Below are 20,548 nucleotides of genomic sequence, written 5' to 3'. Positions count from 1 at the left end.
CTGTTTTGTATGCTATAGGCAACTTGCATTCCACACACGAAGCCGTTTGCTGTATGACCTCTGTTACCCGTATGCGCCTGGGCTCCCTGGGGCTCGTTCTCCTGTTGATCAGTCTGGCATGGGCTGCCCCGCCCGCACAGGCTCAGTCTGAAAACGATCTGACGTCGGCCTACGAGCGCGCTGAGTCGCTGCTAAGCTGGAACCTGCAAGACAAGGTATACCGCGCCTCCGTATCCCCGCAATGGTTTGGAGACGACCAGTTCTGGTATCGCCTTCGCGTTGCTGAGGGCCACGAGTTCATCCGTGTCGACCCGCGTGCTCCAGCACAAACCGCCGCGTTCGATCATGAGCAGCTGGCCCGCGCAATCGAAGACGTGCTGCAGGAAACCGATGAGGAGGCCTCTGTAGAGCCGTACGATCTGCCGTTCCGCTCGTTTGAGTACGTCGATGACGAGTCGGCCATCGTGTTCACGCACAACGAACAGCGCTGGGAGTGCGACATCAGTGCCTACACATGTGAAATCACGGGCGACGATCCGACAGCCGACCTGCCCCGCCACATCGAATCGCCCAACGGCGAGCGTGCCGCATACATAAAAGACCACAACCTGTGGATGCGCGACCTGAACACAGGCGAGGATGTACAGCTCACCACCGATGGTGAAGAGCACCACGGCTACGCAACCGATTCGCAGGGCTGGCGACGCTCAGACATGCCCATCCTGAAGTGGTCGCCCGATGGCACACGCATCGCAACCTACCGCCTCGATGAGCGCGATACGCCGCTGATGCACCTGCTGCGCACGCGGGAAGGGCGTCCGGAGCTCGACGCCTGGCCGTACGCCATTCCGGGCGACCCGGATGACGAAGTGCCGCTGCTCGAACGCGTCGTCATTGACGTAGAGGAGGTTGATGTGACGTTTCTCGACATGGAGCCTGATCACCAACGCACCTCCAGCTGCTGCGGGCTTTCACGCGGTCAGGAGCTGGCTGATGTGGAGTGGAGCGCCGACGGACAACGCCTCGCTGTGGTGTCTACGTCGCGCGACTACAACACTGTGACGCTACAAGTGGCAGATCCAGAAACAGGATCCGTTGAAAGCATCTACAGCGAGACCGATGCGCCTTTTTTCGAGTCGAACCTGCAGTCGCGTGGCGTCCCTAACTGGCGGGTGTTGCACGACCAGAACGTATTTATCTGGTTCACGCGCGCCGACGGATGGGGCCACCTCTACCTACACGACCTGGATACAGGCGAGCGCATCAACGAGATCACGCAAGGCAACTGGAATGTGATGGATGTGCTGCATGTAGACGCTGAGACGGAGACGGTGACGTTCTCCGCTGTCGGACGCGAAGACGACCGGGATGTCTACTTCACGCATCTCTACCGCGTGGGTCTTGATGGTACCGACCTGGAGCTGCTCTCGCCAGAAGAGGCCGACCACACGATTCACGTATCGCCGAGCGGCCAGTACGTTGTCAACACCTACTCAACGTACGATACCGCTCCGCAGTCTGTCTTGCGCGATGCCACCGGTCAGGTTGTGCTGGCACTTGAAGAGGCGGATACAACCGTCCTTACTGAAGAAACGCTCTGGCAGCCCCCCGAGCACTTTACCGCCCTGGCGCGCGATGGCGAGACCGAGCTGCATGGGTACCTATATAAGCCTTCCGACTTCGATCCGGAGCAATCATATCCGATTGTGAACTCCATCTACCCGGGCCCGCAAACCGGGAGCATGGGCACGCGCAGCTTCTCAACCAGCCGCCGCGGGCAGGCCCATGCAATGGCCGAGCTTGGCTTCATTGTGGTACAGGTGGATGCCCTGGGTACACCGCTTCGATCAAAGGATTTCCATACTGCCTGGTATGGCGACATGGCCGACAACGGCCTTCCCGACCAGCGGGCTGTTATGGAGCAGCTTGCTGAGCGGCACGACTGGATTGATCTGAGCCGTGCGGGTATGTACGGACACTCAGGTGGCGGATTTGCCACGGCCGCTGCGCTCTTCGATCACCCCGATTTCTTCCATGTTGGCGTGTCAGGGGCCGGCAACCACGACAATCGGGGCTACACCTACTACTGGGGTGAGAAGTACCAGGGACTTCTTCACGAAGCCGAAGACGGCGATACCTTCACGAACCAGGCCAACCAGCTGCGTGCTGAGAACCTGGAAGGGCACCTACTGCTGTCGTATGGCACGCTCGACGATAACGTGCATCCCAACATGACCTTGCAGGTCATTGACGCTCTAATCGAACACAATAAAGATTTCGATCTGATCGTGATGCCGAACCGCAATCATGGCTATGCGAATGAGCCTTACGTGCTGCGCCGCACGTGGGACTACTTCGTGGAGCACCTGCTTGGCGAAACGCCGCCTGCTGAATACGCCATTGAACGGTAGTTCTGAGCTGCTTATACATCCCTGTTAACGACCGTGCAATCCGCCCGAGGCATCACGAAGAGGCATCGGGCGGATTGCTGTTTTCTATAAAGACAGCGCTCGTAGCGATCGAAAGCAGCTAATCTACAAGCTCTTGGAGGGAAGCTCACTCTTATGGAAAGACGAAAGCGGTAGTCAGACCGCCGACAATAGCAAGTGCTCCGAGACCAAAACACACCACCCAGAACGGAATCTGCTGCACCAGGTGCATGAGTCCATAGATGGCTACATAACCAACCACAGCGGCAGTACCGATAGCAACAAGAGCCGCGGACAGGCTGAGTCCAGGCAGTCCTCCTGCACTCATCACCGTCATAGCGCCTGCGGCAAGGCTGGCAGGGATAGATAGCAGAAACGAAAGCCGCAGGGCCGATTCGCCTTCAAAACTGCGAAAGAGCATCACGCTAACCGTTGTGCCAGAGCGTGACACCCCTGGCAGAATGGTAAAGCCTTGAAAGAAGCCGACTATTACAGCGTCAAGAAAAGTTGGCGTTTCACGCATGCCCAGTTCAACCGCTTCTGCTTTAAGCTGTACGATGCCCGTCACGATAAGCAGAAGCCCGATCAGCGCAATGAACAGTCCACCCCCCAGCTCTGAGACGATCGATACAGCAAACAGGTACAGTGGGATGCCAACGACGCCTGTCATCGCCGATGCAAGTACGATAAAGGACGTCACAGACTGCTCCTGTGAGAATGCGTTTGCAGGACGCCAGGCTGGCAGCGCGTCTACGGCTTCGCGAATGGTGCTGCGGTAGTAGAGCGCTGCAGCTGCAGTAGTGCCGATCTGGACGAAGAGCGCCAGCTGTAGCGCTTGCTCCGGGTCGCCTCCGACCAACTGGAGGGCGATCGCTACATTGCCCTGGCTGGATACCGGGAGCCATTCTACCAAGCCCTGTACGACGCCAGCAACCAGAGCAATTAACCATTCTCCTGTAAGCACGAAACGGTGTATCTGTTATGAATAGAGTTGGTTTAACATCGTCTAACTAAAGCAGCAGGGAGTGGCAACACCACCTGCAAACGCCGAATTTAGGGCTAATTTAGCTATGGGATATAGCGGCAAGGATGGTGATCGGTATGCTCTTAGACCAGTGCCGGAACCCGTGATACGGAGGAAGGACTGTGTGCTACGTCGCATCTCACCGTTCTTGAGCAGTCGCTCTCAAAACAGCTTCTCTCAAACACCCCCTCAAACGACCAATGGCCCTGCGTAGTCGCAGAGCCATTGACCAATCTGAGTTATGTGAAGCGCAGGCTTTTACTTTTGCTGCCAAGCGCTCGCTGTTCTGGTTGGAATGGTAGCTTATTCTTCGGTAGCACGTTGGGCGCCACCTGGAGCCGGCTTATCGGATGATGGGGGAGCACTGGGCCCCGACGAAGGGCTCGGCCCCGAGCTTACCGACCCATTGCCTCCATCGCTCAAGCCAGAAATATCATCGAACGTTTCTTTATCGCTCGTTCCAGCAGGAGCCTCCCCCTCTTCAACATCGAAGGTGAGCTCGTCTTCGTCCTCTTTGTGCTTGAGCGTAACCGTGTCACCGGGGGTGATGCGATCATGCAGGATGTCTTCCGCCATCGGGTCTTCCACATACTTCTGGATGGCCCGGCGCAGCGGGCGCGCACCGTACTTCGGGTCAAAGCCCTTATCTGTCAAGAATGACTTAGCGCTCTCATCAATCTTAATGGTGAGCCCAAGCTCTTGAGCGCGGTCAAAGAGGTCATCAGACATGATGTCAATGATCTCGAAGATGTCATCACGCTCGAGCGCGTGGAAGACAATCACATCGTCAATGCGGTTCAAGAACTCAGGGTTAAAGACATTCTTGAGCGCATCCTCGACAGTGCTCTTCATCGTCTGGTAGTTCATCGTCTCGCCAGAAGACTGCGAGAAACCGATGCCTTTCCCAAGACTCTTGATATCGTTGGCCCCGATGTTTGAGGTCATGATGATAATGGTATTACGGAAGTCAACCCGCCGGCCGAGGCCATCGGTCAGCACGCCGTCATCCAGCACCTGAAGCAGAATGTTGAAGACATCAGGATGCGCTTTCTCGATCTCGTCAAGGAGAATGACCGAGTACGGCTTGCGGCGTACCTTCTCGGTAAGCTGACCGCCTTCTTCGTAGCCCACATATCCGGGAGGGGCCCCCACGAGCCGGCTTACGGCAAACTTCTCCATGTACTCGCTCATGTCAATGCGGATGAGCGAGTCCTGAGAGTCAAACAGATATTCGGTAAGCACCTTGGCCAGCTCGGTCTTTCCTACGCCTGTTGGGCCGAGGAAGATAAACGAACCGATGGGCTTCTCTGGATCCTTGAGTCCGGCTCGCGTGCGGCGGATGGCTTTCGAGAGCTTTTTGATGGCTTCGTCCTGCCCAACCACACGGTCTTTGAGCGCATCTTCCATCTCCAGAAGCTTGCGCTGTTCCGGCTCAGAGATCTTGTCAACCGGAATACCCGTCATCATCGCCACAACCTCAGCGATGTTCTGGGTAGTCACGTCGTGGATCTGCGTCTCGGAATCCTTTTCCCACTGACGCTTTGCTTCTTCGAGCTTCTCCTGAAGCTTTTTCTCGCTGTCGCGCAGGCGGGCAGCTTCTTCGAAGCGCTGGCTTTTGACAACCTGGTTCTTCTCTTCACGGACTGATTCGATCTCTTCTTCCAGATCGAGAATTTCTTGCGGCACCTCAATGTTCGAGAGATGCACCCGTGCGCCGGCTTCGTCAACGACGTCGATCGCCTTGTCGGGCAAGAAGCGCTCCGTGATGTAGCGGTCGCTCAGCTGCACTGCGAGCTTGACCGCCTCATCGGAATAGCGAACGTTATGGTGCTCTTCGTAGTACTTCTTGATGTTTTTGAGGATGTTGATCGTCTCTTCCGGGGTGGAAGGATCAACCAGGATCTTCTGGAAGCGACGATCAAGCGCTCCATCCTTCTCGATGTTTTGCCGGTACTCATCGAGTGTTGTGGCGCCGATGCATTGCAGGTCGCCACGGGCCAGGGCCGGCTTGATCATGTTCGACGCGTCGAGGCTTCCTGAAGCCCCCCCCGCGCCTACGATCGTGTGAATTTCATCGATGAAGAGGACGACCTCAGGGTTCTTCTCGAGCTCTTTCATGACAGCCTTCATGCGCTCCTCGAACTGGCCGCGGTACTTGGTACCAGCGACAAGCGAGGCCAGGTCAAGCGTAACGATGCGCTTCTCGTAGAGCACGCGGCTTACCTTGCGCTCAACGATGCGCATCGCCAACCCTTCGGCAATGGCTGTCTTTCCAACGCCAGGCTCACCGATGAGCACCGGGTTGTTCTTTTTACGGCGGCTGAGAACCTGAGCAACCCGTTCAATCTCCTTCTGGCGCCCGATAATCGGGTCCAGGCTGCCCTCTTCGGCAAGCTCGGTGAGATCACGGCCAAAATTGTCCAGTACTGGTGTTTTGCTCTTTTCCATTTTGCCTCCTTCTTTTCCGTATCCAGAAGATAGTCCACCTCCCCCTGAGCCACCACCGCTTCCCGTGGTAGATGAGGAGGCCTTCCCGCTAATGATTGAGTCGAGTTCGTTGCGCACGGCGTCGTAAGTCACTGAAAAACCCTGTTGGAGAATCTGAGCGGCGATGTTTTCATTGTCACGAAGCAAACTGAGAAGCAGATGTTCGGTCCCAATTACATCGCTTTTGTAAAGCTTGGCCTCCAGGTAGGTGATCTTCAACACCTTCTCGGCCTGCTTGGTAAGCGGTATGTTGCCCACCGAGAGCGCGCCCCCCTGACTGCGTACTGTCTCTTCGACAGACTTTTTGAGCTTCAGCAGGTCGCATCCCAGGTTGCGTAAGATCTTGATCGCAATCCCTTCACCCTCGCGGATGATACCCAGCAGAAGGTGTTCAGTACCGATATAGTCGTGTCCGAGCCGAATAGCCTCCTCGCGGCTGTAGGAGATCACGTCGCGAACCCGGTTTGAGAAGTTGCCTTCCATACAAGTTATAAGAACCGTGAGGATGTGCCCTGTCTATGGGCACGAAAGCATGCGAAAAGGGAGCAGCAAAGCAGGTCTGCGTGAAAGCAGTACGTGCACGTGTCATTAACAGGTAGGCGGCTGAACACAGGAGCCTCGCCATGTACGGCCATTCGTACTTGCAATGCCTGTGTGCAGCAGTGTAGCTACAAAGGGCAATACACGTACGGCTATCTGGTGTCCAAGCTACGCTCTCCTATAGATTTTAAAAGCCTTCGCTTTACAGACCCATGTACGAAGCCTTGAGGTGTACAGGCCGCTAAGACGGCGCAATAGACGCCAAGCGTAAGGTGCACACCAACCTGTTATAGTCGGTGTGCGGTACCATACCTCTCATATACTGTTCCTCTAACAGCGAGAGGCAAGGGGAGAATTGTCAACTTAAAGATACTTCTCTCAACGATACCTCTCCACGACTCAGGGAGGCCTGCGCAGGCCGGACGCCGGTTCGCTCATGTCCGGAAACGTGTCGTTATGGCACAGTTCCCGTGGCACAGTTGCAGTAACGCTACCTAACAGTACGCTGTAACACAGGACGCTGTAGCACAAGCTACAACGCAGTCGGGTCAACGTCGGGTGCACGCCAGGTGGATGTCTGGCGGATGCTACGAAGCGAAGCTTGATCCACAGCCACAGGTTTCAGTTGCATTGGGGTTCTCAAACGTAAACCCGCGGGCGTCGAGCCCGTCGTGGTAGTCGATGGTCGTGCCCATGAGATAGAGGCCGTGGCGCTTATCCATGAAGACGGGGATGCCGTCAACATCGAACTCTTGATCTTTGTCGCGCTTCTTATCGAAGCCGAGCACATAGCTCATTCCTGAGCAGCCCCCGCCTTTCACGCCAACGCGCAGCCCATATCCCTCAGGAATTTTCTTTGTGCGCATGATTTTGCGGATTTCGCTGGCTGCCGTATCGCTCATCGCAATAGGAGCCTGAGTCTGAGTAGCCATGATTGCACGTACGAGTTTGATACAACGGATGATGTGTATATGGGACACACTCAAACGGTACCGCAAAAAGCACAGTTCCATGGCGGCACGTGTTATCTCTTTCCGGTGCACCAGCCGTGCATTAGATAGTGGCAGATAGCAGCAGATAGTGGCTCGCATAGCTGGCACAGTTGAACCGCGTAGAGTGAAACCACATCATCATGGCTGCATCACAAAGGACGGGCAAGAACGACGGTGGTACGATGCCGGGCGGTATCTCCGGTCGCCCATGCCTGTGCCTCAAGCAGAACGATGTAAATGCCCATCCGAACGATATGGCCGTTGTCGCTCCGCCCGTCCCACAGCACTTCGCCTTCAGCCCCGGCAAGCACGCGTTCATCTACCGTACGTACCAGTCGCCCGTGTGCGTCGAAAATGCGTAGCTGCACCCAGTCGGGTTGGAAAGGCAGAGCATACTGGATACGGGTTGCATGGTCGCGTTCAGGGGCGAAGGGCGACGGCAAGGCCTGCAGTGGCGTATCGATCGGCGTGGCAGGGGGCGGGCCCACGCTGTTCGTGCGTCCGGGCGTGCCGCCTTCGGGGTGCGCACTGCTCGTCCAGTTGGCCGGGTCGTTGGCAGGCGCCGTGAGGCTGATACGCTCCAGCGCTACACCCCGGCTGTCTTGCAGGCCCGGCGCATGCCAGTCGGGACTGTAATCAACGGTCGCAACGAATCGTCCGTCGGCGCGGTGCAGGCGGAGCCGGTCGTCTTGCACGCGCAGCCCGAGCCGCGACCGAGGCACGGCTATGAGGGTCACAGAAGGATCAGCGCTCTCGCCCCACTGTGCGGGAAACGATCGCTCCAGCGAAGAGAAGCTGTCGTCGTCGGTGTGGCGCTCGGCGTAGATGACAGCGTACGCTCCGGGTGCCACGTGCTTGCGGCCGATGTTAAGCTGTAAGGTGTCGGCCTCGCCCCACTCGCGTGGACGATTCGTCTTAAACAGTCCCTGAAGCGAGATCCACCGCTCGGTGGTGTTGACCAACTCCACGTACTCGGGCTGGTTGGGGCGTCCGTCAAAGTCGTCTTGGAGCGGACGGTACATGATCTCGTTGATCGCAAGCTCGCCCCGGTGGGGCACATACGAGAGCGGAAGCGTGTGAGCGGCGCTGTTCCCGCTCCAGTCGCTGACTCCGGCAACCGTGAGTTCGCGTGCGTCCTGAGCAGCGTTGTAGAAAATCCGTACGGTTTGCGCATCCAACTGCACGGCCGATGACGGCTCTTCGTCGTTGAACGTGGCCGTGCTTAGGGAGGCCGGGTTGAGTGGCTGATCAAAGGTTATGTCGATGCGCGTGCGCTCCGCATCCACCTGAGCAAATACAGGGCGCGGCGGTGCGGTGTCGGGCGCGAATACGCTGTTGGCGGCGCCGGGCGTTCCGCCATCAGGATGGGTGCTGCTCGCCCAGTTGAATGCGGCCTGACTGGGGGCGGCCGGGTCGATGCGCTCCAGCGACACGTCGTCTGTGCCGCCCCATGAAGGCGCGTACGTCACTTCGTCGACCACCGTGGCGCCGTGGCGGATGATTACGGCATCGCCTCCGTTGCGTAAGGCCCGGAATCCGCCCGGAGCCACGTACGAGACGTCTGGAAAGCGCGCTTCAAACAAGGCGGGGTCGCGCACGATAACGAGGTAGCCGCCGCCTTCCAGCCAGAACGGCTCGGTCGCGATCGGCACGAATTCGCGATGGCCATTCGCATAGGAGAGCGTGCTGATGTCGACGGCTTCATCGGAGCGGTTGTAGAGCTCGATGTATTCGTTTTGATGCGGCTGCGGCGCATACATGACCTCATTGATGACCACATCCGGCGGCGACGCAGCTGCGCAGAGGCAGAACAGTCCGACGAGTGTACCCAGCGTGCCTGTGGTGATGGAAAGCAGCGCGTAGAACGATCGGATAGGCATAAGCGCAGCGTAGCAGGTGAGTCTCTCCGTACCTGTGTTAAGGACACCACACGGAGGGTGCTTCTAACGCCCCGACTGCTGCTTCACCTAAACTGCATATTTCAGGCCGTACCTTGTGCATTGCAAAAAGATATGCATTGCAAAAAGACGGGCGACGCCGTGGGGCGCCGCCCGTCTGTGATGGGCTCGTCTGTGATGGGCTCTGGGCCGCAGAGCCAGGATCTCCCTGGCCAGGTGCTCCTTATGCCGGCGTCATGCCGGGGGGCTGGGTTGGCACGCGGTCTTTAGAGAGATTGCGTTCGAGATGCCGGACCAGCACGGTGCGCATGAGGCGTACGGTGGGCAACAGCGCGGTTTCGTCGATGTCGAAGCACTGGTGGTGCAGCGGGTACTTAGTGGCGGGGCCCGAAGCGGTGCCGACGCGCACGAAAGCGCCCGGAACATGCTTCAGGTAGTGTGCGAAGTCCTCACCGCCCATGCTGTTCTGAGCAATGCGGTGTACGGCTTGCGGGCCAAACTCATCACTGATGGTATCGGCAGTGTGCTCAATGAGCATTGGGTCGTTCATGACAGGGGGCGATCCGTCCTCGAAGTCGAGTTCGATGGATGCGCCGGTCTGCGTGCTCCAGAGCTGCGTGAGGTCCTCCATCTTGTCGCGCAGCCGAGCGCGGTCGTCGGGCTGCGTGGTGCGCAGCGTGCCTCCGAAAGAGGCCCGCTCGGGAATTACGTTGTGGGCCTGGCTGCCGTCGAGTTTGCATACGGTGAGCACAGCCGGGTTACGCGCATCGGTGATGCGCCCCGAAAGCTGGTAGAACGCATTCATGACCTGGTGTGCAACCCACACGGTGTCGATCCCTTCTTGCGGACGCGCAGAGTGGCCGCTTCCGTCTTGCCGCACATGTACATCAAACCGATCGGACGACGCAGTGGCGGCGCCGGCGATGAGTCCGTAGCGGCCCACCGAGAGGCTGGGGTCCACGTGCACGGCGTAGACGGCGCCGACTCCGTCGAGCACGCCAGCATCGATCATGAGCGGAGCGCCGCTGGGAAGGCCCTCCTCGTTGGGCTGGAAGAAGACGCGCACGCGTCCGGGTAGTTCATCTTTTCGACGTTGCAGAGCCAGCGCAATACCGATCCCCATGGCGGTATGCGCGTCATGTCCGCACAGATGAGCAACGCCCTGACGCTGCGATCGATACGGTACGTCATGCTTCTGGTCTTGCGTAGGTAGCGCGTCGATGTCGGCGCGATACGCCACAATAGGCTGCGTCGGGTCTTTCGGACCGATATCGACAAACAAACCGGTACCCGCAACAGGGCCCCGCACCGTCATGCCATATGCCTGCAGCGTCTTGCTGATGAAGCGGCTGGTAGCATGCTCGTTCATGCCCACCTCTGGATTTCTGTGCAGATGCCGGCGGATGCCGATGAGCAGCGACGCCAGACTGGTATCTTGCTCCAGCACATCACGCAGTACATCAGGCAAGTGAGCAGGATCTGACGGTATCCAGGAAGACATAGATGCAGGCGGTTATGATAGGTTAGCACGAACAGGCAGTACCAGTACGCTTGTTTACACCGATCCATACGATCATAGATTCAGGCCAGTCAGTCAGAATGGGAGGCGTTACCGTTGCGTGCCACCGATGTAGTTTATGTGTGTTCGTGTAGCGCGGGGCGACCGGGCTGCAGCGATGCGGGGCTATGCGAGCCCCTGTCGTTTGCGGAAGAACCACTCACCGCCGAGCAGGACCACGATCAGGAGCAGCAGCGGCCAGGCGTGGGCCAGGGCGTAGGCGCTGCGCTCGGTTGTCGTCGTCTCCGTGAATTGGGGATGCGTACGGAGCTGCTCGGGCAGCTGCTCAGCGTCTTCCAAGAAAAGCACAGTGCCGCCACTACGCGTGGCGATCTGCTCCATCAGTTCGACGTTGGCACGTGTATCCTGACGCTCTATGTTGGGGGCATCGACCTCAAATCCGCCAGCGTCGGTGCCGAGGTCGGTGTCGCCGCGCACGGCGGTGGCTGTGTAGGTATACGACCCGGCAGGCAGCGTGCCCGCATCCAGCTGGTACTGCCCGCCGCCCACATGCTGCATCGTAAAGGGCAGCTCGTCCTCATCGCTGGTGACGGTGAGCGAGACCGTGGCATCGGATACCGGCTCGCCGCGTCCGTCAAGCACGCGCCCCGAGAAGGTGACTGCCTCGGTGCCTGCGAACACAGGGGCATCGGGGCGGATGCGTACGGGAGTGTCGACATCGGTGCTTGCCCAGCGTGCCAGGTTGGTGACGAGCGTAGGCCAGAGCGCTGCCGATTCGGAGCGAGAGGCGGGCAGGGTTGTCCAGCGCCAGGTGCGGTAGCCGCTCACCAGCGCGCTGCGCTGCCGATCGCGCTGCAGAGTGGTCAGAAGCGGTGCGCCCGCCTCCGTCTCCAGCAGAACACGTGCACCGGCGCGGACGTCCGCGGAGCCGCCCGCGCCCAGCACAGGGGGCAGTCCGTCCCAGGCCTCGGACGCGTTCAGGTCGGCCCATGCCGGATGTGTGCGTGCATCGGACGTGGGGATGGGCCGCACCTCACGGGCGGGGGCGGGGCTCCACTGTACGGGGAGGCGTGTGCCGGCCAGGCTGGCAAGCCGGTTCGCATCCACCTGTGGCCCCCAGAAGACGAGCAAGGGCTGCGTATCTACCCAGGAGCGCACCGCATCGACCGCACGGGCGGGCGTATCGGCGGTGGGAAAGCCCACGAGCAAGACCACGTCGGGCGCCTCGTCGGCGGTGTCGAGCGGAGTCAGAAGGTCGCCTTGCGGCGTAGCAATGGTTGCGGAGACCTCCCATTCCGGGTTCTGATCGAGGGCGCGCCGCAGTGCCCCCACATCGGGAAAGGCCGACCCGGCTACGATCCATGCTGTGCGGGCACGGTCCTCGATCTGCACCGTAGTCGACTGCGTGTTGGTGGCGTCGGTCGCCTGGTCGGGCAGGTCGCTCACGGTAACGGTGAGCGTGTGGGGGCCGGGCTCATCGGGGGTGTACGAAAGCGGAACGGGCTGGTCGGCAGTGCCCTCGGGCAGAGTGATCTGCTGCTCGTCGAGCACGGTGCCGCCACGGCGAAGGGTAACAGTCACCGACTCGCCGCGGGCATCGATGCTGCGGATGCGTGCTTCGATGGGATGCGGGGTGTCAACGTAGCCCACCTCGTTGGTGCGCAGGCGCCGCACTTGCACATCGCGCTGCGGGAGCGTATCGCCCACCACAATCGGATAGATCGGCACCCCGGCCGCTTCGGCGGCTTGCAGGGGCAAGGGGCCGCTGTTATGCTGCCCGTCGGAGATCAGCGCAATGGCGTTGAGCGGCGTATCGGTGTGCGGTGCATACTGCAGTGGCACTCCCCGAAGGGCTGCGGTGATGTTGGTGCGCGTGCCGTCGTAGGTCGGTGTGGCGTTGGGGCGCACATCGGCGTCGAAGGGATACGCACGGGGGGCCGCGTCGAGGGCGCTGGTCCACGTATCAAGCAGCGCATCCATCTGTTCGGATACCGGCGCCTCGGTTGTGTCGATGCCGGTGTGCTGCATGCTAAGCGAGTTGTCGAGGGCCACGGCAAGCTGTGGTGGATGCGTGGTGGTCTGCTCGCTTGCCCAGAACGGCTCCAGCAGAAGGGCAGCGATGAGGAAGAGAGACGCGGCACGCAGCGCGCCGAGCCCCCACTGCCAGCCCCGCGACAGCGCAGGGCGCGTGTTAGCATAGCTCCATGCAGCAAGTCCTACGGCTCCGAGTGCAATAAGCAAGAGCCACCATCCGGATGCACTAAGCGTGAGCATGCGTTAAACAGAACAGTCAGCAAAAACGAACGCGGGTGGGGGAGCCGCCAGCGGGGGCAAGCAGCGCATGGAATGCGGGTAGAGCCCGTCTCCGATGCATGTCGATACCAGGCCGCGAGTCAGACATACGGAATATACGGAATGAGCAGGTATGCCATGTATCCCCCAAACGCCAGCAGCAGCACGGCCCCCTGCCAGCGCCCCAGCCGCAGCGTAGGGCGAGCCAGCACGTAGAGCAGCGCGCCCACTACAAGCATAACAGGCATGTGCAGGCGTACGGATTCGGCATCGACCCCGAGGGGTTGTACGCTCGACACGGCCCCTACTACAAAGAGCACATTCAGGATGTTGCTCCCCAGGATGTTTCCGATAGAGAGCCCCTCTTCTTGCTTCACCGCCCCGACGACGGAGGCGGCCAGCTCGGGCAGGCTGGTACCGATGGCAACAATGGTGAGACCGATAACGACTTCTGGAATCGCGTAGAGGCGGGCAATCGAGACGGCGTTATCGACCATGAGGTGCGCGCCCAGTGCGAGTCCGATCATGCCGCCTATGATGCGTATGCCCTCGCGTGGCAGCGAGGGGGCAGACGATGCAACGGAAAGAGCCGGATCGTCGATAATCTCGGCACGCCCTCGGGCCTGGCTGGTGTAGAACAGGTAGCCCAAGAACGAGACGAGTCCGGCCACGAGCACAATGCCGTTCCACCGCTGCAGCGTGCCGTCGAGGGCAAACGCCACGAAGAGCAGCATCGTGGCCATCATAATGAGATACTCCTTGTGCAGCGTAGCCCGGGCAATGCGTACCGGAGCAAGAAGCGTTACGATACCCAGAATAAGGGTGATGTTTGCGATGTTAGAGCCTACGATGTTACCAACTGCGATGCTGTCTTCGCGAGCAATGACGGCAAAGAGGTTAACGAGAAACTCGGGCAGCGAGGTGCCAAGCGCTACAATGGTGAGTCCGACAATAAGCGGGCGAATGCCAAAGTAGAGCGCCAGCCGCGAGGATCCGTTTACCATCCACTCGGCGCCAAAGTAGAGAACGATTAGCCCTATTGTGAACAGGCTCAGGTGCAGGAGCATGAAGCGAAGCAGCAGACGGGTCTACGAAGCGAACGGGGGCTACTCTGCAACCAGGTCACCGCTGTTGAAGAACGCAGGCAGCAGGTCGGCTGGAGACGAGCGCTCGGGCACGTCTGTGTGGCGGTCCATGTAGATCGTGGCATCGGGAGCCCGCTCAGCCAGCACCTGGCGGCAGGCGCCACAGGGAGAGCCCCCGGGTGCTTTCGGGCACGACAGGTAGAGCGTGGTGATGTTGGTGTACCCGTATGCATATGCTGTGCTAAGCGCATTTCGCTCGGCACAGAGAATGCGGTGCCAGTCAGGATGCTCTACGTTAACACCGGGCAGGGCGGTGTCGCCATCGTGCACGAGCACGGCGCCGACGGGGAAGTGCGACTCCGGAATGTGCGCATGCTGTGCGACCCGGTGGGCGGCCTGCACTCCGTCTGCTACCGAGGTCGGACAGGGAACGGTGGGGTCGACAGCTGGCCCCAGCGATGCAGGAGGTGCGCCGCGCCAGTAGCTCGCAAGCGTGTCCTCTTCGGTGACAGACAGCTCGGCACCATTGAAGCCGGCGAGGGCGTGTAGGTACGTGCGATCGCCAGCAGCAAGCGGACGCGAGGCGACGACGCCTGCCACGGCACCGGAGCAGGCCAGGCTGTACGCCGTTGTAACGGCATTGCCAAGCGCTGAGATGCTCAGTGAATACGACGCACTCTCAATGCGCACCCCCGGAATCCACTGCCCATCATCAAGCACGACCAGTACGCTGCGGGGCTGTTTCGAGAAGGGCACATACGCCCGGTCCAGCAGCCTGTGGAGGTGTTCGCGCGCCGACGACAGAAGCGGACGAGTCACGGTGTGGAAACGCAATGGGTAGGGCAGGTGAAAAGGATTGCATCTATCGTTGCTTATCCGTAAGGTTCCTATTATCTGATTCGTTGACACGAATTGAAAGCAGCAACGTCATCATATGCGCGAGCATAGATTGGGGGAAATACTGAGAAGCAATACTGAGAAGTAGTACTAATAAGAAGCAACGCGCAGCGGCTATCGCCAATCGGTCATCTGCAAACCGTTCATCGGGCGCAGTCCCCGTTCATCCAAAACCATTTGGGGGTGTGCGTGCCAGGTGCTATATTGTGCATGTATGACCTCAGAAGCCGAACATTCCCAGCATCGCGCTCTCTGCCACAATCCATTTCGCCCGTACTGTTATGACGCAACCATTGATCGAACACCTGCTCCAGTGGGTCCAGGACCTGATTCTGTTTATCATGGATATCGTGCTGCCCCTCGCACACATTATCATGTAGCCGCCTGATCATGTGACCGCATCATATCACAGATACCTGTTGGTAGATGCGCGTAAGTGCAACCACGGGTGAAAAGAGAGGAAGGTCGAAGAACGCTCCCGTTTCATACCGATGCACGTGGAGCAGGCATTTCCGCATGGGGTAGTAGCGCCTTGCACTGTGAAGGTGAGAAACTGTGAAGGTGAGAAGCAGAAGAGGGTGTGCGGGCACACGTGGCGAGGGCTGCGGTACCTCAACATAGAGGCAATACAGACGAGATACGCCCGTCTTGCTCGCATGCTCATGACCCGCCCGCACCGCCATGGCCAACCAGCTTGCACAATCCGAGAGCCCGTACCTGCTTCAGCACAAGGACAACCCCGTCGACTGGTACCCGTGGGGCGATGAGGCCTTTCAGAAGGCGAAGGCCGAAGACAAGCCCGTCTTCCTGTCGATTGGCTACGCCACCTGCCACTGGTGCCATGTAATGGCCCACGAGTCGTTTGAGGACGAGGCCGTCGCCGCGCGCATGAACGACCTGTTTGTGCCGGTTAAGGTCGACCGCGAGGAGCGTCCCGATATCGACCAGCTCTACATGAGCGTCTGCCAGATGATGCGTGGCAACGGCGGGTGGCCCCTCAACGTGCTGCTTACGCCCGACAAGCGCCCGTTCTATGCCGCCACCTATCTGCCCAAGCAGGGCCGCATGGGCCGCATGGGAATGATGGACCTGATGGAGCGCATCGAGGCGCTGTGGACTCAGGAACGCCCGAAGCTGGAGCAGGAAGCCGAGAAGATCGTGGACCTGCTGGAGCAAGAAGGCGATACCGACACGGTCGACGACACGCCCACGCCCGGCCTGCTCGAAAGCAGCGTGCAGCAGTTCTCGCGCCAGTTTGACCGCACGCACGGCGGGTTCGGGGGCGCACCGAAGTTTCCAATGCCGCATACACCGCTCTTCCTAACGACCTACGGCGCGGCTACCGGCACCGACTATGCCGTAGAGATGGCAACCACCACGCTGCGCCACATCGTGCGCGGCGGCATCAACGACCACGTCGGCGGCGGCATCCACCGCTACGCCACCGACGCCATCTGGCGGCTGCCTCATTTCGAGAAGATGCTCTACGACCAGGGGCTGCTTCTTATGGCTCTGTCGGATGCGCACCGCATCGCCCCGGATGCCGGCTGGGATGTCCATATCGATGACATCGTGACCTACCTTACGCGCGATCTCTTAGACGAAACGGGTGCCTTCTACTCGGCAGAAGACGCTGACAGCGAAGATCCCGAAACGGGCGAGTCGCGCGAGGGGGCGTTCTATACGTGGACGGTAGATGCGATCCGGGAGCATCTTGATGCGGACACGGCTGCGCGTTTCGTAACGGTTTACAGCATGCAGGAGCAAGGCAACTTCAAGGAAGAAGCGACGGGCGAGCGCACCGGCGAAAACGTGCTCGACCGCGCCGACGACTGGCCCGCGCTGGCCGACACGCTCGACACGACGCCTGAGGCGCTCCGCACCGAGATGGAGGCCGCCTGCCAGACGCTTTTCAACGTGCGTGAGGGGCGCCCGCGCCCGTTCCTCGACGACAAGATCTTGACGGACTGGAACGGGCTGCTGCTGGCCGGGCTCTCCCGAGCCGGGCAGTTTGTAGATGCGTCTTACCTGGCCCCGGCTAAGCGCGTGGCCGCATTCCTGTGCGATACGATGCGCACCGACGACGGACGGCTGCTCCATCGCTACCGCAACGGCAGCGCTGGCATCGACGCGACGCTCACCGACTATGCCTACCTGGCATGGGGGCTCCTCGACCTGTATGATGCTACGCTCAACACGCGCTGGCTTGGCGAAGCACGCCGCATAGCTCACACGCTCTGCCGCGACTTTGCCGATGAAGAGCGCGGCGGCTTCTACATGGCGCCGGAAACCGCCGAAGACGTGATTGTGCGTCAGCAGGCGATCTCGGGGGGCGCACGGCCCTCAGGCACCGGCGTCGCCGTCTACGTGCTGCACCGCCTCTACCGGATGCTGGGTACGACCGCGTTTGCCGAAACCGCCGAGCAGGCCCTGCAGCGCGCCGGACGACGGATGCGCTCGCAGCCTACCCAGCACGTTACGCTGCTCTGGGCGCTGCACCACTGGCACCATGCCGGGCGCGAAATCGTGCTTGCCGGCGACCCCTCCGACGATGCGTATCGCAAGCTCCTGGAGACGGTGCGTGCGCATCAGGCACCCGAAGACGTAGTCGTGCATCGCCCGCCCGCCGACGACCACGAGCTGTTCGACTGGGCGCCCTACCTGGCGCATCAGCCGCCGAAAGATGGCACGGCGACGGCGTACGTGTGCGAAGGCTTCACCTGCGATGCCCCGACCACCAGTCCCGAGACGCTGGCCAAACAGCTAACCCAGTAGTGCAGCGGCCCCCAGCCGAGGGGACTACACCGACGCCCGCTCCTACATGAGCGCCTTTGGGCAGTGCGGAACCCTTGTGTGGCTGTGAAACGTTGCACGCGCCGTTCGTTTACGGGGACTGTCCGCCGCTGCGATCGGCTCTCTGTTCTTCTTCTTCCGCCTTCTTATCCTTCCTCTTACCCTTCCTATGTACATAGACGGCCACCTCGACCTTGCCTTTAATGCCGTCGTTCACAAGCGCGACCTCACCCGCAGCGTAAAGGCCGTTCGGGCAGATGAGGAGCGTACGCATCAGGAGCTGTTGGTGACGCTGCCTGAGCTGCGCCGGGCTCAGGTGGGCATCGTGTTTGGCACGCTCTTCGCCATTCCCCGTACGGCCTTGCAGTACGAGGGCGACGCACCGCCAAAGTGGAAAGCAAAGCTTAGCTACGCCACCCCCGACGAGGCCCATGCGCTCGCCGTAGACCAGCTGGAGCGCTACGAGCAGTGGGAAGAAGAGGGGCGCATCCGCATTCTGCGCAGTCAGAGCGACCTGCAGAGCCATGTCGCGGCCTGGGAGGGCGGCGACCGCACCACCGGGCTTGTGGTGCTCATGGAGGGCGCCGATCCGATTCGTACGCCGGATGAACTCACGTGGTGGGTCGACCGCGGCCTTCGGATGGTCGGGCCGGCCTGGCGCAGCACCCGCTACGCGGGCGGCACCGGGGCGCCCGGACCGCTAACTCCTGCGGGCAAGGATCTCGTTCGGGCGATGATTGCGCACGGCATCCCGCTCGACGTGAGCCACCTCTCCAATGAGAGCTTCTGGGACGCGATGGACCTCGACCCGCAGCACGTACTGGCAAGCCACAGCAACGCTCGCGCAATCAACCCCGGCGATCGGCAGATGAGCGACGATATGATTCGCGCCGTTGGAGCATCGGGCGGAGTGGTCGGTATCGTGCTTGGAGATGTTTTCCTGCATCCCGACCATGAAACGCAGCCGGTCGCCCTGCGCGACGTGCGCCGCCACGCTGAACATATCGCCAGCCTGATCGGATGGGACCAGGTAGCGGTCGGGAGCGACTTCGACGGCGGATTTGGCGTGCAGGAGACCCCTGAAGAGCTGTCGCGCGGCGCGGATTTCTCGAAGCTCGGTAAGGTGGCGCCTGCAGCAGCGCGAAGCGGCTTTCTCGGCGGCAACTGGCTGCGCTTTCTGCGACGAGTGCTCCCGTAGCGCACGGCGCCTCGCATCCCACAAACCGGATACCGGTATATCCACACACACATCCCATACACCCCTACCTGTTATTATGAGCGCACAGCAGCCTGTTACCCTTCTCTGCCTGGCCAGTTACGAAAAAGGCGCGGCCTTCCTGCGCGAAGCCAACGCGCAGGGGGCTCGTGTTCTCTTTGTGACGACCGAGAAGCTCCGGGAGGCCGACTGGCCCTGGGAAGCCATCGACGAGGTCTACTACGTTCCCGACTTTTCGGACGAAGACGATCTCATCCATAGCATTAGCTACCTGGCACGCTCCGAAAAAATAGATCGGATTGTGCCCCTCGATGAGTTTGACCTGTACAACGCGGCGCTGCTGCGCGAGCATCTGCGCCTGCCGGGGATGGGGCAGACCGCGGTGCGCTACTTCCGCGACAAGCTCGCCATGCGCATGAAGGCACGCGAGGCAGGAGTGCGCGTGCCCGACTTTGTGCCTGTGATTAACTACGACGGCATTCGAGACTTTATGGACCGATGCCCGCGCCCGTGGATTCTGAAGCCGCGCAGCGAAGCGTCGGCGATTGGTATCAAGAAAATTCATGACCCTGAGGTGCTCTGGCGCACCCTCGATGAGCTGGGCGACCGGCAGTCGCATTTTCTGCTGGAGCAGTTCGTGCCAGGAGACGTCTACCACGTCGATTCGCTCGTGAGCGACGGAGAGGTCGTCTTTGCTGAGGCGCACCGCTACGCCAACGCGCCGTTCGACGTGATGCACGGCGGCGGCATCTTCGCCAGCCGCACCCTCGACCGCACCGGCAAAGAGGCCGACACCTGCCGCATGCTCAATGAGCAGCTCATCCGCGACTTTGGGATGCGCCACGGCGCGGTGCATACCGAGTTTATTCGCGGACGCGACGACGGCGCGTTCTACTTTCTCGAAACCGCTGCACGTGTTGGCGGCGCTCATATTGCGGAGATGGTCGAAGCGTCTACTGGCATCAACCTGTGGGCACAGTGGGCCCGCATCGAGGTGCAGCGCGCCCGCAACGACGCGTATGCGCTTCCCGAGCGGGCACACGACTACGCCGGCATTCTTATCTCGCTGGCCCGGCAGGAGCATCCCGACCTCTCGGGCTACGACGACGAGGCGATCGCGTGGCGCATGCAGAAGAAGCACCATGCCGGACTCATTGTGCGTGCCGATACGCCCGACCGTGTCGATGCGCTGCTGCATGAGTACATGACCCGCTTCTACGAAGACTTCCACACGGCGATGCCCGCGCCCGAAACCTCTGACGACGTATAAGAACCTGTTTTAATTTCTTAATTTGGGCTGCGAGCGGCTCCGCTGGGCTGCAAATTGTCCCCGATATCGGCCCGTAACCCCGGCTACGAACCTCTATCGTGGTCCA

12 protein-coding genes are annotated in these 20,548 nt (G+C 60.4%); 4 read left to right on the top strand and 8 right to left on the bottom strand.

Annotated elements, in window-relative coordinates:
* Positions 1 to 53 precede the first annotated feature (53 nt).
* The gene (locus tag PPP56_RS03955) at positions 54 to 2,411 is read left to right on the top strand and encodes a S9 family peptidase (protein ID WP_353562736.1); all 2,358 of its coding nucleotides are present in this window, start codon (positions 54 to 56) and stop codon (positions 2,409 to 2,411) included.
* Between the two features lie 151 nt (positions 2,412 to 2,562).
* Here PPP56_RS03955 and PPP56_RS03950 read toward each other — a convergent pair whose 3' ends face one another.
* From PPP56_RS03950 to PPP56_RS03915, 8 genes are all read right to left on the bottom strand, one after another.
* The gene (locus tag PPP56_RS03950) at positions 2,563 to 3,393 is read right to left on the bottom strand and encodes an undecaprenyl-diphosphate phosphatase (RefSeq protein ID WP_353562735.1); all 831 of its coding nucleotides are present in this window, start codon (positions 3,391 to 3,393) and stop codon (positions 2,563 to 2,565) included.
* 363 nt (positions 3,394 to 3,756) lie between these two features.
* A complete protein-coding gene (locus PPP56_RS03945) occupies positions 3,757 to 6,423 on the bottom strand; it encodes an ATP-dependent Clp protease ATP-binding subunit (protein ID WP_353562734.1) in 2,667 nt (888 codons plus the stop codon).
* Between the two features lie 644 nt (positions 6,424 to 7,067).
* The gene (locus PPP56_RS03940) at positions 7,068 to 7,412 is read right to left on the bottom strand and encodes a HesB/IscA family protein (RefSeq protein WP_353562733.1); all 345 of its coding nucleotides are present in this window, start codon (positions 7,410 to 7,412) and stop codon (positions 7,068 to 7,070) included.
* Positions 7,413 to 7,621: 209 nt separating this feature from the next.
* A complete protein-coding gene (locus tag PPP56_RS03935) occupies positions 7,622 to 9,352 on the bottom strand; it encodes a lamin tail domain-containing protein (RefSeq protein ID WP_353562732.1) in 1,731 nt (576 codons plus the stop codon).
* 241 nt (positions 9,353 to 9,593) lie between these two features.
* Positions 9,594 to 10,871, bottom strand: a complete 1,278-nt coding sequence (locus PPP56_RS03930) for an amidohydrolase (protein ID WP_353562731.1) — start codon at positions 10,869 to 10,871, stop codon at positions 9,594 to 9,596.
* A 183-nt stretch (positions 10,872 to 11,054) separates the two neighbouring features.
* Entirely contained in the window at positions 11,055 to 13,163 is a 2,109-nt protein-coding gene (locus PPP56_RS03925) for a hypothetical protein (protein ID WP_353562730.1), read from the bottom strand.
* A 119-nt stretch (positions 13,164 to 13,282) separates the two neighbouring features.
* Positions 13,283 to 14,248: a calcium/sodium antiporter gene (locus PPP56_RS03920; protein ID WP_353562729.1), complete on the bottom strand. Its 966-nt coding sequence runs from the start codon at positions 14,246 to 14,248 to the stop codon at positions 13,283 to 13,285.
* A gap of 39 nt (positions 14,249 to 14,287) precedes the next feature.
* Positions 14,288 to 15,085, bottom strand: a complete 798-nt coding sequence (locus PPP56_RS03915; protein ID WP_353562728.1) for a cytidine deaminase — start codon at positions 15,083 to 15,085, stop codon at positions 14,288 to 14,290.
* A 759-nt stretch (positions 15,086 to 15,844) separates the two neighbouring features.
* Between PPP56_RS03915 and PPP56_RS03910 the strand changes: the two genes are divergently transcribed.
* The 3 genes from PPP56_RS03910 (at position 15,845) to PPP56_RS03900 (ending at position 20,442) form a co-directional block, all read left to right on the top strand.
* Entirely contained in the window at positions 15,845 to 17,938 is a 2,094-nt protein-coding gene (locus tag PPP56_RS03910) for a thioredoxin domain-containing protein (RefSeq protein WP_353562727.1), read from the top strand.
* Between the two features lie 187 nt (positions 17,939 to 18,125).
* On the top strand, positions 18,126 to 19,154 hold the full coding sequence (locus PPP56_RS03905) for a dipeptidase (protein ID WP_353562726.1): 1,029 nt from the start codon (positions 18,126 to 18,128) through the stop codon (positions 19,152 to 19,154).
* 76 nt (positions 19,155 to 19,230) lie between these two features.
* Positions 19,231 to 20,442, top strand: coding sequence for an ATP-grasp domain-containing protein (locus PPP56_RS03900; protein ID WP_353562725.1), 1,212 nt, complete (start codon positions 19,231 to 19,233; stop codon positions 20,440 to 20,442).
* The last annotated feature ends 106 nt before the right edge of the window (positions 20,443 to 20,548 follow it).

Source organism: Longimonas sp. (assembly GCF_040409695.1).
GTDB lineage: Bacteria > Bacteroidota > Rhodothermia > Rhodothermales > Salinibacteraceae > Longimonas.
Note: the sequence above shows the minus strand (reverse complement) of the source record. Positions and strands in the feature narration are given on the sequence as shown.

What these genes read in the sequence shown, in the direction of transcription:
- PPP56_RS03955 (WP_353562736.1), top strand. Translation starts at nt 54, where the DNA reads ATGACCTCTGTTACCCGTATGCGCCTGGGCTCCCTGGGGCTCGTTCTC.
- PPP56_RS03945 (WP_353562734.1), bottom strand. Translation starts at nt 6,423, where the DNA reads ATGGAAGGCAACTTCTCAAACCGGGTTCGCGACGTGATCTCCTACAGC.
- PPP56_RS03940 (WP_353562733.1), bottom strand. Translation starts at nt 7,412, where the DNA reads ATGGCTACTCAGACTCAGGCTCCTATTGCGATGAGCGATACGGCAGCC.
- PPP56_RS03935 (WP_353562732.1), bottom strand. Translation starts at nt 9,352, where the DNA reads ATGCCTATCCGATCGTTCTACGCGCTGCTTTCCATCACCACAGGCACG.
- PPP56_RS03930 (WP_353562731.1), bottom strand. Translation starts at nt 10,871, where the DNA reads ATGTCTTCCTGGATACCGTCAGATCCTGCTCACTTGCCTGATGTACTG.
- PPP56_RS03925 (WP_353562730.1), bottom strand. Translation starts at nt 13,163, where the DNA reads ATGCTCACGCTTAGTGCATCCGGATGGTGGCTCTTGCTTATTGCACTC.
- PPP56_RS03920 (WP_353562729.1), bottom strand. Translation starts at nt 14,248, where the DNA reads ATGCTCCTGCACCTGAGCCTGTTCACAATAGGGCTAATCGTTCTCTAC.
- PPP56_RS03910 (WP_353562727.1), top strand. Translation starts at nt 15,845, where the DNA reads ATGGCCAACCAGCTTGCACAATCCGAGAGCCCGTACCTGCTTCAGCAC.
- PPP56_RS03905 (WP_353562726.1), top strand. Translation starts at nt 18,126, where the DNA reads ATGTACATAGACGGCCACCTCGACCTTGCCTTTAATGCCGTCGTTCAC.
- PPP56_RS03900 (WP_353562725.1), top strand. Translation starts at nt 19,231, where the DNA reads ATGAGCGCACAGCAGCCTGTTACCCTTCTCTGCCTGGCCAGTTACGAA.